10 protein-coding genes and 6 pseudogenes are annotated in these 14,034 nt (G+C 38.8%); 2 read left to right on the forward strand and 14 right to left on the reverse strand.

The window, feature by feature from the left end:
* Positions 1-44: 44 nt before the first annotated feature.
* Complete coding sequence (locus tag NYZ99_RS14545) at positions 45-263, forward strand: zinc ribbon domain-containing protein (protein WP_260571928.1); 219 nt, start codon at positions 45-47, stop codon at positions 261-263.
* 80 nt (positions 264-343) lie between these two features.
* Here the strand turns inward: NYZ99_RS14545 and NYZ99_RS14550 are convergent, their stop codons facing one another.
* The 10 genes and pseudogenes from NYZ99_RS14550 to rsgA form a co-directional block, all read right to left on the reverse strand.
* A complete protein-coding gene (locus NYZ99_RS14550) occupies positions 344-1,423 on the reverse strand; it encodes a hypothetical protein (RefSeq protein WP_260571931.1) in 1,080 nt (359 codons plus the stop codon).
* Between the two features lie 93 nt (positions 1,424-1,516).
* Positions 1,517-2,041 (reverse strand): hypothetical protein, encoded by a 525-nt coding sequence (locus tag NYZ99_RS14555; RefSeq protein ID WP_260571933.1) that lies wholly within the window; start codon positions 2,039-2,041, stop codon positions 1,517-1,519.
* A gap of 218 nt (positions 2,042-2,259) precedes the next feature.
* Positions 2,260-2,823 carry an RNA polymerase sigma factor gene (locus NYZ99_RS14560; protein WP_260571935.1) on the reverse strand — a complete coding sequence of 188 codons (564 nt, stop codon included), beginning with the start codon at positions 2,821-2,823 and terminating at the stop codon, positions 2,260-2,262.
* Positions 2,824-2,942: 119 nt separating this feature from the next.
* Positions 2,943-3,921: pseudogene (locus NYZ99_RS14565) on the reverse strand (polyprenyl synthetase family protein).
* A 108-nt stretch (positions 3,922-4,029) separates the two neighbouring features.
* A pseudogene (gene rlmN / locus NYZ99_RS14570) lies at positions 4,030-5,069 on the reverse strand (dual-specificity RNA methyltransferase RlmN).
* Between the two features lie 93 nt (positions 5,070-5,162).
* Positions 5,163-6,215, reverse strand: a pseudogene (queA, locus tag NYZ99_RS14575) (tRNA preQ1(34) S-adenosylmethionine ribosyltransferase-isomerase QueA).
* 113 nt (positions 6,216-6,328) lie between these two features.
* Positions 6,329-7,432 carry a 3-phosphoshikimate 1-carboxyvinyltransferase gene (locus NYZ99_RS14580; protein WP_338039038.1) on the reverse strand — a complete coding sequence of 368 codons (1,104 nt, stop codon included), beginning with the start codon at positions 7,430-7,432 and terminating at the stop codon, positions 6,329-6,331.
* A 125-nt stretch (positions 7,433-7,557) separates the two neighbouring features.
* Positions 7,558-7,884 carry a nucleotide pyrophosphohydrolase gene (locus NYZ99_RS14585; RefSeq protein ID WP_260571937.1) on the reverse strand — a complete coding sequence of 109 codons (327 nt, stop codon included), beginning with the start codon at positions 7,882-7,884 and terminating at the stop codon, positions 7,558-7,560.
* A pseudogene (dtd, locus tag NYZ99_RS14590) lies at positions 7,884-8,336 on the reverse strand (D-aminoacyl-tRNA deacylase). Before dtd ends, NYZ99_RS14585 begins: the two are co-directional and overlap by 1 nt.
* Complete coding sequence (gene rsgA / locus NYZ99_RS14595; RefSeq protein WP_260571939.1) at positions 8,333-9,286, reverse strand: ribosome small subunit-dependent GTPase A; 954 nt, start codon at positions 9,284-9,286, stop codon at positions 8,333-8,335. Before rsgA ends, dtd begins: the two are co-directional and overlap by 4 nt.
* A gap of 150 nt (positions 9,287-9,436) precedes the next feature.
* Between rsgA and NYZ99_RS14600 the strand changes: the two genes are divergently transcribed.
* Positions 9,437-9,877: a hypothetical protein gene (locus NYZ99_RS14600; RefSeq protein ID WP_420845131.1), complete on the forward strand. Its 441-nt coding sequence runs from the start codon at positions 9,437-9,439 to the stop codon at positions 9,875-9,877.
* A 31-nt stretch (positions 9,878-9,908) separates the two neighbouring features.
* Here NYZ99_RS14600 and NYZ99_RS14605 read toward each other — a convergent pair.
* The 4 genes and pseudogenes from NYZ99_RS14605 to NYZ99_RS14620 all read right to left on the reverse strand — a co-directional run bounded on the left by NYZ99_RS14605 (position 9,909) and on the right by NYZ99_RS14620 (position 13,823).
* Positions 9,909-10,992 (reverse strand): annotated as a pseudogene (locus NYZ99_RS14605) (chorismate mutase).
* The gene (locus NYZ99_RS14610) at positions 10,992-11,852 is read right to left on the reverse strand and encodes a prephenate dehydrogenase (protein ID WP_260571941.1); all 861 of its coding nucleotides are present in this window, start codon (positions 11,850-11,852) and stop codon (positions 10,992-10,994) included. The pseudogene NYZ99_RS14605 and the gene NYZ99_RS14610 overlap by 1 nt, the downstream one beginning before the upstream one ends.
* A complete protein-coding gene (locus NYZ99_RS14615) occupies positions 11,853-12,998 on the reverse strand; it encodes a pyridoxal phosphate-dependent aminotransferase (RefSeq protein ID WP_260571943.1) in 1,146 nt (381 codons plus the stop codon).
* A pseudogene (locus tag NYZ99_RS14620) lies at positions 12,995-13,823 on the reverse strand (prephenate dehydratase). The gene NYZ99_RS14615 and the pseudogene NYZ99_RS14620 overlap by 4 nt, the downstream one beginning before the upstream one ends.
* Positions 13,824-14,034: the final 211 nt, after the last annotated feature.

A 14,034-nucleotide genomic window follows, 5' to 3' on the forward strand; every position in this document is an offset into this window, starting at 1 on the left:
AGAGATTTTAAAATTATTACTTTTAGTGAAAATAAGGGAAAATTATGATTCTTTTCTTTGGAACTCGTCCCGGCAAATCCGAAACTAAAAATTTGCATAATATTACATGTCCCCATTGTAACCAAATCGATACATTAACGGTTTATATTTCTTCAAACTACTTTCACCTATTCCGGATTAAACTTTTTAGAATTTCATCTTCAAAAATTGTGGAATGTAGCCATTGTAAGCGCGTTTATTATCCGAGAGGAATTCACAAATGAAATGAAAAGGGGCGTAGACTAAAAAAGGACATACCTTAGGATATGTCCCTTCTAACCCAAATAAACATAAAACTTAATTCTTATAAATCGAACCTAAGTCCCAGCGATACGTTTCTTTGCTCTATGGTCGCATCTTTAAAAATAGGGTTTAAGTCATACTTAAGATATAACAATACCCCATCAAAGCCCGCATAGGCGCTTAGTCCGTAGATAAGGTTATTGGTGTTATAATCCCTTTTTAACTTGTCCTTTACACTGTTGCCATCCTGATCATATTTTAATTTTTGCCTTGTACCTATGTTAAAGCCACCATAGGCACCAATTCCCAACCGGAATTGATTGTGCAACGAATATCTAATGGTTTTTTCCGTTTTCTTGAATTTGGAAGGATCAAATTCCAAATGGACCGGAAAAACCAAATTGTCCATTCTAAACTTGGATTTATCAAGCTCATATTCAAATGGCTGAAGCTCCGCATTTCCTTGATCATTTAATACAAAATATTGATTGTCCTTCATTTTTAGACCGTTAAACTGAAATGAAAAACCATAGTTCAACCTAAGGAAATTAGAATTTTGAAATACCCTAGTACGCCATTGCCAACCTATTTCAAAAAAACGACTGCCACCGAGTTGATAAGGAGTATCATTCAAGGATTGACCTTCAATTATCGCATTGTTCAACCCGGCAGCCAGGACAAAATCAGAATACGTCCTACGGTCATATTTTAATTCCCTCTTCCAAGGTCTTGAATTAAAAACAAAACTTTCAGCTGGCTTTCCCCCAATATCGATTCCAATGCGGATTTGTCCCTCAGGTATGGAATCCACTTGAATATCGTTAAGAAGAACACCTTCATTACGCTCCAAAAGGGAAATCTGATTTTCGATAATAATCAATCTATTTTCAATATTCAAAGCCCTCTTTTCTGCTGCCGCTTCTTTTAACGTTTTAGCTTCGGCAGATGAGATCAATCCATCTCGCAAACGTCTGTTTATTTCTTCTACCTCTACTTTTAATGCCTCCTTCTCTTGTTCCGTGACCTGTTCCTTTTGTGACTTTAAGGCCTTTATCTTTTTTTCGTAGTCCTCCTGTGCACTTAAATTGTTTACCATAAATAAAGTGGCCAACACTAGTACAAACATTGTAATTGTTCTCATTTTCTTTTTGATTTTGATTGTTGATGAATAAAACTCCAGTCCCTGTCCCTATAGCAAATTATAGGGAAAAAGAAATTTTTAATGATTTAAGAATTAGTTGTTTCTGTCGGCGACAGCCGTCCTTACTTTGAGAAAACCTGTCTTTAAAGTTTCAAAAATTTGGTCTCGGAAGGATTGATCAAGTTCTTCCTCAACCTCGGATAATAAAGCCATGGCATTGACAGATTTATCCATGTTGAATAGTTTCTCCCTTAGTATTTCCTTTTGGGCATTTAGTAAAAGGGAATCCACTTCGGCATCGGAAACTTTTCCGTTAAGCTCTATGATATCCACCTTTGCTATTACCTCAGCTATTTTGGCATCCAAAATTTCCGTTGATACTAGGGGAACATCATCATCCCCTAAGGGAGGGGGAGGAGCATTTTCAGCTATGGCACTAGTATCAGGAATCGTCTCTTGAACAAAACCTGCCCTAGGTTGAACATTTCCCTCACGTTCACCTTTGTCTTCCCTATCTTTGTTTGATATAATAAGATCGGGCTTAACATCTTCCAACACAATGGAATCCTCATTTTCAATTGACCTTTCAATATGTACGGGCTCTTCCACATCTACCACGCTATTCGAGTTCTGTACATCAATCTTCTTCGTCCCATTAAGAAAAAAAACAGAAAGCCCTAATAGCAAGATGAAACTTGCCGCAATTCCCAACCGAGAAATAGCTATTTTTTTTCTGTTGTGTGGGGGTTTCTATTTGACTGGATATTTTGTCCCAGGCGGAATCGGATGGAGGTATTCTCCTTTCTTCCAATTTGTCCTTTATATGTTTTTCAAATTTATCTGGTTCCATAACCGATGATATTTTGTTTTTGTAAATTTTCTTGAAGCATTTTCCTTGCCTTATGAAGTTGGGATTTGGAAGTACTTTCCGTAACATCCAACATTTCGGCTATTTCTTGATGTTTATAGCCTTCTATAGTATACAGCACAAAGACCATTTTATACCCTTGAGGCAAGTCGTCTATCAATCTTTGAATATGTTCCGTATCCAAATCTGATATGAGTTCCGAAGAATTTATCTGATTATCTTCATAAACCTCATTGTCATACACCACAAATTGCTGTTTTCTAAGAAACGAGATACTCTCCCGTATCATAATTCTTCGCACCCAACCTTCAAAACTTCCTTCGAATTTGAAGCTGTGCAAGTGTTTGAACATTTTGACAAAACCTTGGATCATTACATCTTCAGCAAAGTGTATGTCCTTAACATATTGCCTACATACACTAAGCATCTTTGGTGCATGTTTGGTATAGAGAACCTTTTGGGCTTCCCTGTTCCCGTCAATGGCCTTTTTGATCAGTTGCCGTTCGTTTTTATAGAAGGATATAATTCTCAAATCTTTTAAGGTCTTCTATTTACATAGACGCAGTTGGCGGTATTTTAGTTGCCTGTCAATTAAAATTATTTTTAATTGATTGAAAAAGAAAGACTTAGAATTAAAGATATATGTAAAATCTATTTTTTTCGCTCTACCACATAATTTACCATAAGCTCTAAGGAATCCCTATAATCAGATTTTGGATATTGATGAAGTAAGGACAAGGCCTCTTCCTTAAATTCGAGCATTTTGGCAACGGCATATTCCAAGCCTCCCACTTCCTTTACCAAAGCGATAACCTCCTTTACCCGTTTCTTATTCTTATTATGGTTTTTGACGGAATTTATCAACCACCCCTTTTCCTTTTTTGAGCAGTTGTTAAGGGCATAAATTAAAGGAAGCGTCATTTTTTGCTCTTTGATATCTATTCCGGTCGGTTTACCTATTTTCTCCTCGCCGTAATCAAACAAATCATCCTTTATCTGAAAAGCCATACCGCAAAGCTCACCAAATTTCCTAAATGTTTCCACATCAGTACTATCTCGGCTTTACCGAACAGGCACCCAAACTGCAGCAGGCAGCTATTAAAGTCGCCGTTTTTTGTCGTATGATATCGTAATAAATATCCTCGGTAATATCCAACCTACGGGCCTTTTCAATCTGTAATAGTTCTCCTTCGCTCATTTCCCTCACAGCGACGGAAATAATTCGGAGCAAATCAAAATCCCCATGATCAATGGAAAGCAACAGCCCTTTGGATAATAGATAGTCCCCAACCAATACGGCAATTTTGTTCTTCCATAAGGCATTGATGGAGAAAAATCCTCTACGCTTGTCACTTTCGTCCACCACATCATCATGGACCAAGGTCGCCGTATGTATTAATTCTATAACGGATGCACCCCTATAGGTTCGTTCGTTGACTTCCCCATTGTTCAATAACTTTGCGGTAAGGAATACGAACATAGGTCGCATTTGTTTTCCTTTCCTGTTAACAATGTAATACGTAATTCTATTGAGCAGGGCAACCTTAGAAGTCATGGACTCCCGGAATTTGGTTTCAAAAAGATCCATTTCCCGGTTGATCGGTTCCTTTATTTGAGATACGATTTTCAAGCAGTTTGGCTTAGAAAATCAAAATTAGGGAAAACCAAAATAAATACTAACAAGTATCGAACAGAAAGCAAATGTTCTGGATAAAAAGTAAGTAGTTTAAACAGAGCCTTAGGATTTGTTGGCCAATTGACCGCAGGCAGCATCAATATCCTTTCCCCTTGACCTTCTAACAGTAACGGTAATGCCATTCTTCTCCAATGTTTCTACATACATCTCTATGGCACTATTGGAAGCCTGTTGAAATTCACCATCATCTATAGGGTTGTATTCTATTAGATTGACCTTGGATGGGGCAAATCTGCAAAATTCAACCAAGGCTTCCACATCTTTACGGGCATCATTAATACCTTCCCAAACCACATATTCATACGTTATGCGACTCTTGGTTTTTTGATACCAGTACACCAAAGCCTCCCTCAGATCTGCCAAAGTGAAGGTCGCGTTAAAGGGCATTATAGAAGTTCTAGTATCATCAATTGCAGAGTGAAGGGACACGGCCAACTTGAACTTCACGGCATCGTCTGCCATTTTTTTTATGAGTTTGGGTACTCCGAAGTGGAAACGGTTATCCGTTTGGGAGACATTCCCAATCCTTCGGGTGAGGTAATCTTTTCAATGGCCTTTAGCACATTATTGTAATTCATCAGAGGTTCACCCATCCCCATAAAAACGATATTACTCAAGGGTCTATCAAAATATAAGCGGCTCTCGTTATCGATGGCCACCACTTGATCGTAGATTTCATCCGGATTCAAGTTTCGCATCCGCTTCAATCGTGCCGTGGCGCAAAACTTACAATCCAAACTACAGCCTACCTGGCTTGAAACACAGGCCGTGCGTCCTTGTCTTAGTAGGTATAAGTACGGACTCCACCACTAAATCATCATGTAAACGAACCGCATTTTTTATGGTACCATCGGAACTCCGTTGCATTTGATCAACCTTAATATGGTTGATTACGAAGTTCTCTTCCAACATATCACGAGTCTCCTTTGATAAGTTGGTCATTATATCAAAGGAGTGGGCGGATTTTTGCCAAAGCCATTCATACACTTGGTTGCCCCTAAAAGCTTTGTCTCCTTGGGAAACAAAAAAGTCCCTCAATTGGTCCTGGTCAGTGCCCTTATATCCTTTTTCTTAGTTTCCATCAACGTTAGCGATCGTTATCTACAAAAATCCCGCTTTTTCAATGTAATGATAAAGCGGAACCTGAATGTTTTTTCTCCGAAAAGAGAGAACTTTTATCTCAATATCAGCATGGCATCGCCATAGGAATAAAACCTATAGCTTTCCATAATTGCTTCCTTGTACGCTTTTTTCATTAAATCATGCCCCATAAAAGCGGAAACCATCATAAGCAAGGTAGACTTTGGCAAATGAAAATTGGTAATCATTGCATTGGCAATGCTAAAATCATATGGCGGAAAGATAAACTTATTGATTCAACCTTCATACGTATTTAAAGTATGATTAGAAGACACCGCACTTTCCAATCCTCTCATAGCGGTAGTACCTACGGCACAAATACGTCTTTTTTTCGCGATGGCATTATTGACGATTTCTGTTGCCTTTTCATCAATAACCAGTTCCTCACTGTCCATTTTATGTTTGGAAAGGTCCTCTACCTCAACTGGATTGAAAGTTCCAAGACCAACGTGCAAAGTTAGTTCGGCAAAATCGACCCCTTTTATTTCCAACCTTTTCAATAAGTGCTTGGAAAAGTGAAGTCCGGCCGTAGGAGCGGCCACAGCACCTTCATGTTTAGCATAGATAGTCTGATATCTTTCTTCGTCCTCAGGCTCAACGTCCCTTTTAATGTACTTAGGAAGTGGGGTTTCCCCAAGTTCCCTCAGCTTTCTTCTGAAATCCAAATACGCTCCATCGTATAAGAACCTTAAGGTCCTACCACGAGAAGTTGTATTATCAATTACCTCAGCAACCAAGGTTTCATCATCTCCAAAATATAATTTGTTTCCTATACGGATTTTACGGGCCGGGTCTACCAAAACGTCCCATAGACGCTGCTCTTCATTAAGCTCACGTAACAAGAACACCTCTATACGGGCACCCGTTTTTTCTTTGTTACCATATAGACGAGCAGGGAAAACTTTGGTATTGTTAAGTACCATTACATCACCTTCATCAAAATAATCGATCATGTCCTTGAACATCTTATGTTCAATTTTACCGGTTTTGGTATCAATGACCATTAATTTGGACTCATCCCTATTTTCTGATGGATGTTCTGCCAAAAGCTCCTTTGGAAGCTCAAAATTAAAATTGGATAATTTCATCTAGCTATTTTTTTGTGTAGCATTTTGCGGGTGCAAATATACAATCCACAATAGGGGGTTGTCAAGTAAATGATGAATTATAATTCCCGACCTTGAATTGAAGTGACTCTAGGTCATGCCAAAAGTCTCGGATAGGATTTGGTAACCACCATGGCATCGTTGATAATCAAAGAAGTCCTTAAGGCCAATGGTGCAAAGGCCATAGCCATCCTGTGATCATTGTACGTATCTATCGCAATTTCGCTGTTTATATTTTTTGAAACGTTCAAGGTAAGGGTCTTATCCGTAACGGAAATGTCCGCTCCTAATTTGGTCAACTCCGTATTTAGTGCTTCCAATCTGTCGGTTTCCTTTATCTTAAGAGTGTGGAGTCCCTTCAAATGGCAACCGATTCCCAATCCAAAACAAGTTACGGCAATGGTCCGGGCAATATCAGGGGCGTTCGCCAAATCACAATTGATGTTGGATGTTGGTCTTTCTGACACTTTTTTTAACGTAATTTGGTTATCACCGAAAGAGGTCTCTACTCCAAAATCCGTATAAATGTCCTGCAATACACTATCGCCCTGAAGACTATTTTTTTTGTAGGCAGAAAGGGTAATTTCCGTACCCACATCAGAAAGTGCGACAATGCTATAAAAATAAGAAGCGGAACTCCAGTCAGATTCCACGACAAGTGTAATAGGGTTTACTTCAACCTTAGGTTTTACGGAAATAGTATTTTCAATGAAATTACTCTCTACACCTATTTCACCAAGCAAGGCCAAGGTCATTTTTATATAGGGAACCGAGGTAATTTTACCAATCAGTTCAATTTCAAGACCATTTTCCAAACTTGGTGCAACCAACAACAAAGAGGAAATATATTGACTACTGATGTTGGCTGGAAGACTTACTTTAGTTCTTGAGAGCTTTTTTCCATTTATACGCAATGGAGGATACCCTTCATCATTTACATAAGAAATATCGGCTCCCAGTTCGTTTAAAGCATCGACCAATATTTTAATAGGGCGCTCCGTCATTCTTTTTGACCCTGTAAGTATCACATCACTACCTTCCAAAGCTGCGAAGTAACCGGTCAAAAAACGCATAGCAGTCCCGGCATGATGTATATCCACTGTACCCTCTGTTCTTTTCAGGCCCGCCTCCATAACTTGGGCATCATCAGAGTTTGAAAGATTCAGGATTTTGATACCTGGATATAACGCGGATAACAACAGAGATCGGTTAGATTCACTTTTTGAACCTGTTATTTTTATGGTCTCTTTAAATAATTTGTTTTTGGGTCGGAAAGATGGATTTTCAAGATAGAAGCTATTAAAAACGAAAAACAAAGATAGTACTATTTCAACTTCTTGTTATTGTGATGACGGTCATGATCGCGCCTAGTTTTCAAATCTAACTTTTTATCAAATGCCTGTTGTAAATCTACACCGGTCTGATTCGCTAAACAAAGTACCACAAAGAGAACGTCTGCCAGTTCCTCACCCAAATCCTTCGATTTATCGGACTCCTTTTCGCTTTGTTCCCCATAACGCCTTGCAATTATCCTAGCGACTTCACCCACCTCCTCGGTAAGTTGAGCCATGTTGGTAAGCTCGTTAAAATAGCGCACCCCGTGTTCCTTAATCCAATTATCTACTGCTTTTTGTGCATTTTCAATATTCATTACTCTTTGTCTTTTGTATCCATTAAAATGGTGACAGGATCATCATTAAGAAGGTCTACTTTCATATCCGCTCCAAAAATTCCCGTTCCCACTTTTTTACCAAATTCCTGCTCCAACTTATCAATAAACTTTTCGTAAAGGGGAATGGCAATTTACGGTTTTGCGGCTTTGATGTAGGAAGGTCTATTCCCTTTTTTGGTCGATGCATGCAATGTAAACTGGCTAACCACAATAATATCGCCATTAACGTCTGTTACGGATTTATTCATTACACCCTCTTCATCATTAAAAACTCGAAGGTTCACTACCTTCCTAACCAACCAGTCAATATCTTCTACACTATCTTCCCCGGATATACCAAGTAACAAAAGGAGGCCCGTATCAATGGAGGAAATCACTTTGTCTTCTACGGTTACACTTGCCCTGGATACTCGCTGAATCACTGTCCTCATTTCTTTTCCCCGTGTATGTCTATCCTGTAATTTTCCTCTTCTCCAGTAATCATTTGAACATAACTTCTGTAACGACTCCAAGAAACACTTCCCTCTTCCAAAGCTTCTTTAACCGCACATTTGGGTTCATCCAAGTGAATACAATTATTGAATTTACAATGCTGCTTAAGCTCAAATAATTCCGGAAAATAATCTCCAATTTCTTCCTTTTCCATATCAACAATACCAAAACCTTTAATACCAGGTGTATCAATTATTCGGGCCCCAAAGCTTAAATCAAACATTTCCGCAAAAGTGGTGGTATGTTGTCCCTGCAAATGCTGTTGGGAGATTTCCGCAGTCCTAATATCCAAATCCGGTTCAATAGCATTGATCAAAGTTGATTTCCCTACCCCGGAATGTCCTGAAAACATTGAAGTCTTATCAATCATTATTTCCTTAATCTTATCCACATTCTTTCCCGTTTTGGCCGATATTCCTATACAGGTATAGCCAATGTTCCTGTATAGTTTGGCTAAATACTTCACTTCATCGGTTTCTTCTTCAGTATACGTATCAATCTTGTTAAATACCAAAACAACAGGCACGTCATATGCCTCGGCGGTCACCAAAAATCTATCGATGAATATGGTATATGTAGTAGGGTTATTTAGGGTAACCAATAGGAATACCTGATCAAGATTAGCGGCTATAATGTGGGTTTGCTTTGAAAGGTTTACCGATTTCCTGATTATATAATTCTTACGATCCTCTATACTATTGATTACACCTACGTTTTCCTCTCCTTTGTCATCCAGTTCAAAATGAACCTTATCCCCAACGGCAATAGGATTGGTACTTTTAATACCCTTAATCCTAAATTTTCCCTTAATTCTGCATTCGTAGAAAGTCCCATCCTTCGTTTTGACGGTATACCAACTTCCTGTTGATTTATAGACTATCCCTTTCATTTTATTATTGCTGCGGCTACAAAGAAACGATAATACTTTTAAAATGTGAATCTCTAAAGTGCCCAAAAAATTGAGTTCACACTGTATTGTTTTTGGATATTTGAGTTACTTTTAAAACTAAAAATCAAACCTTTGTAAAAATCCAAAACCATGAAAAAATTAGTATTTATCCTTTTGTTCTCCTTTTTAGCCGTTATGGGTGTGGAAGCCCAAGAATATAAAATTATAACCACGGTGGAATCAATTGTTCCAAGTGGACTTGGAAGGTCTAGAATTATAGATGCAAACGCAGACCGGGATTATAAGGAGTTTTCATCGATACAAACAGAAGATGACAATTCAAGGAACAAAGCGGATCGCTCTGATATTCGAGTAAAGGATTTTGAAGAAACCAAATTGTTGAATTTCTACAATATCGCTGGAATAAGGTTTCAGAACATCGCGGCAAATGATGCCTTGATTTCATCGAAGCTTACGGCCATGGCTGCAGAGGGATGGGAACTTGTCTTTGTAACCAGCGGTGTCGAGGCCGATGCTGGTGAAAAAGACGGACAAGGGATTTTTGTAACAAGATTTGTTTTTAAGAAATAAAAAAAGCCCCGAGAAACCGGGGCTTTTTTAATTATCCATTGACAATCTTTTCTTGATGATTGATGGATTCTTGATGAATGGCCTTGAACATTCTCAAGATGAACTCCTCACTAAGACCTTTACTTTCACCTTCTAATATCATGGCACCTAAAATCTGGTTCCATCGGTTGGATTGTAGTACGGCCACGTTTCGTTCCTTTTTCAGAGCACCAATACTATCTGAAATCTTCATACGCTTCCCAAGGGTATCTATCAGTTGGTTATCGATAACATCTATTTGGGCCCTTAAATTGCTCAGCTTGGTGTTGTACTCCGCTTCAACATCGGTCTCCTTTCTTATTTTCAAATCCTTCATGATTTGAACCAGTCTTTGCGGTGTAACTTGTTGTGCCGCATCGCTCCAAGCATTATCGGGATCGTGATGTGTCTCGATCATTAATCCATCAAAATTCAAATCCAAGGCAGTTTGGGACACATCAAAAATCATATCCCTTCTTCCTGTAATGTGCGATGGGTCGTTAATCAACGGTAAATCAGGGAATTTGTTCCGGAACTCAATCGCCATTTGCCACTCGGGAATATTTCTGTATTTGCTTTTCTCGTAAGTAGAAAAACCACGGTGAATTGCCCCCAATTTTTTTACACCTGCGGTATATAATCTTTCTATACCGCCCAACCAAAGTGCCAAATCCGGATTCACTGGATTTTTTACCAAAACAATCTTATCGGTTCCTTCCAAGGCATCGGCCAATTCCTGCATGATAAATGGACTCACCGTGGAACGCGCACCTACCCATAATAAATCCACATCATACTCCAATGCCAATTCCACATGGGCTCTATTGGCAACTTCCGTAGCCGTTTTTAAACCGGTTTCCTCACGAACTTTTTGAAGCCATTTAAGGCCTAACGCACCTACCCCTTCAAAATTTCCCGGACGCGTCCTAGGTTTCCGAGATACCGGCACGGTAGTAATTTACATCGGTATCCTTTAATTCATGTGCGATTTTCAAAACCTGCTCTTCAGTCTCTGCACTACAAGGTCCTGCTATTACAAGTGGATGATCCAAATTCATATCATCCAACCAGGATCTCATTTCTTTCTTGTTCTCCATTACTTCTTATTTATTGGTATTCCCTTTAATATTGATTTTATTTTATTCGTATTGTTCATTTCATTGTATATACCTTCAAAATCATCTACCAGCAACAATTCCCTAAAATCCATCAGATTTTGAATGTATTCGTTTAAGGTCTCTAGGACGTTCTCCTTGTTCTGTTCAAAAATGGGCGCCCACATGGCCGGAGAACTTTTTGCAAGGCGAACCGTACTTTCAAATCCACTCCCAGCCATGTCAAAAATATCACGTTCATTTTTCTCTTTTTCAATTACCGTCTTTCCTAACATAAAAGAGCTAATGTGTGACAAATGAGAGACATAGGCAATATGCTTATCGTGGGCGTTTGGGTTCATATACCGAATCCTCATTCCTAAAAGTTGAAAAATTTCCAAAGCTTTTTCCTGTAATTTAAAAGCTGTGTTTTCCACTTCACAGATAATGTTGGTCTTTCCTTCATACAAGCCGTTTATGGCTGCCGAAGAATCGGAAAATTCCGTTCCTGCAATAGGATGGCAGGCCAAAAAATTTCGCCTTTTGGCATGATTGGCCAATGTTTTGCAAATAAGCTCCTTGGTGAATCCCGCATCGCACACCACACAATCATCATTAACGGCATCTAGAATACGTGGTAACTCCTTTACCATTTCGTTCACAGGTATACTAACGAAAACAAAATCAGCCTTTGACAAATCATCATAAGTCGCTCCGTGGTCAATAATTTTCAAGGACAGGGCCTCCTCCAAATGCTTTGGTTTGGCATCTATGCCAAATACTTTTGCATCCGATAGTTTTGCCTTTACGTCCTTTACAAAGGAGCCTCCGATCAACCCGATTCCAATAACAAAAACGTTCATTTATAACCTATCTATTGCTTCCTGTATTTTCTCCTTGGTAACACACAAGGAAAAACGAATATACCCCTCTCCATTAATTCCAAATATGGTTCCAGGGGTAATGAAGATATCCTTATCGTATAAAATATTATCTATAAATTCTTCGGATGAAGTTATACTCATTGGCAGCTTTGCCCGGACGAACATACCCACCGCATCCTCGTCATAACTGCAACCTAATTTTTTGGCCAGTTGAAAAATAAGATTCCTTCTTTCCAAATAGACCTCATTGAGTTTGCTATACCATTCATCAGTACTTTCCAAAGCGGCTATGGCCCCCTTTTGAATACCATAAAACATTCGAGAATCCATATTGCTTTTTACTTTTAAGACGGCCTCCAAAAACTCCTCATTCCCTAATACAAAACCAACACGCCAACCGGCCATGTTAAACGTTTTGCTTAACGAATTTAATTCCAGGCATACCTCTTTGGCCCCGTCCAGTGCCAATATGCTTTGAGGGTGGTCATTCAATACAAAACTATATGGGTTGTCGTTTACCAACAGAATATTGTTTCTTTTGGCAAACGCAATCAATTTCGAAAATTGTTCCTTAGTAGCAGTTGCCCCGGTAGGCATATGTGGGTAACTGACCCACATTAATTTTACCTTGCTCAAGTCCCTTGCCTCCGGAATCACCAACATCGGGAACCAACCATTAGCCTCGGTCAAATCATAGTACACCGGCTCAGCTTCTACCAATTTAGTTACCGAGGTATAGGTAGGATATCCTGGATTGGGAACCAAAACTTCATCACCTTTGTTCAAAAAGGCCATACTAATGTGCATAATGCCCTCCTTAGATCCCATTAGGGGTAGAATCTCATTATCGGGATTTACCTCCACCTCAAATCTGCGCTTATAAAAAGCGGCTATTGCCTTCCTTAATTCCGGTAAGCCTTGATAGCTCTGATACTGATGGGCCCCTTCTTCCAAAATGGCACTTTGTACCGTTTGTATAACTTGTTGTGATGGTGTCAAATCCGGGCTTCCAATACCCATATTGATAATGGGCCTACCTTTAGCCATAAGTCCTCTTACCTCTCTCAATTTTTTGGAGAAATAATATTCTTGAACCGATTCCAACCTTTCAGCTGTCCTAATCATAACATGGTATTTTTATATTCCCCCAAAACTTTCACCTCTTCCAACATGATATTCAAAAGCGATTTTGCCTTATCAAAATCCTCATATTTATTAAATGTAACATCCACAAAAAAGGAATATTTCCATGGGGTCTCAATCACAGGTAGGGACTGAATCTTGGTCAGGTTCAAATTACAATCACTCATCACGTTAAGCACTGTGGCCAAACTGCCACGCTTATGATCCGTTAAAAATCGCAACGAAGCCTTATTTATTTCCTCCTTTGGAAGCTCCTTATTTTTTGTTTTAACAATGATAAAACGGGTAGAGTTATTTTTAATGGTTTGTATGTCGTCCGCTACGATGTCCAAATCATATAATTCTGCCGCAACCTTGGGGGCTATAGCCGCTATATGCTTTAACTTTTTATCATGGATGCGTTTGGCCGTTTCAGCCGTATCTACATCTTCTACCAATTTTATGGATGGATAAGCCTTAAAGAATTCCTTACATTGCAAGAGTGCCATCGGATGCGAACTTACCTCTTTTATATCATCAAATTTTTGTCCCTTCAAAACCATTAAATTATGGTGGATATTTAAATAATATTCCCCAATGATGTGCAGGTTATTTTGATGGATCAAGGCATAGTTTGGTATGATGGAGCCCGCAATGGAGTTTTCAATAGCCATAATGCCCTTTTTCCGCTTTTCCTTTAAGCAATGCATCTACTACGGCATCGAATGACAAACATTCCACCAATTCTAACTCCTCATCAAAATAGTCCTTGGCTACTTGATGGTGGTTAGACCCTTTAATTCCTTGTATGGCTACTCTTAATGGCACGAATTTTTTCTAAAAAAAAAGTCCCGCTTTTCACGGGACTTTAAGTGTTATATTAATTGCAATATACTACAACAGTCCCGTACCTCTCTTAAAAAAGAAGTAAAAATAAAAACCGTTCCGGAAATATTGCTTTGTCATAATCTTTAAAACCGCGGCTAATGTAATCAATATATTTAAAAACTATAATGGTTGCTTAATTTTTTTTTACAAA

Origin of the sequence: Maribacter litopenaei (assembly GCF_025244665.1) — a bacterium.
Lineage (GTDB): Bacteria > Bacteroidota > Bacteroidia > Flavobacteriales > Flavobacteriaceae > Maribacter > Maribacter litopenaei.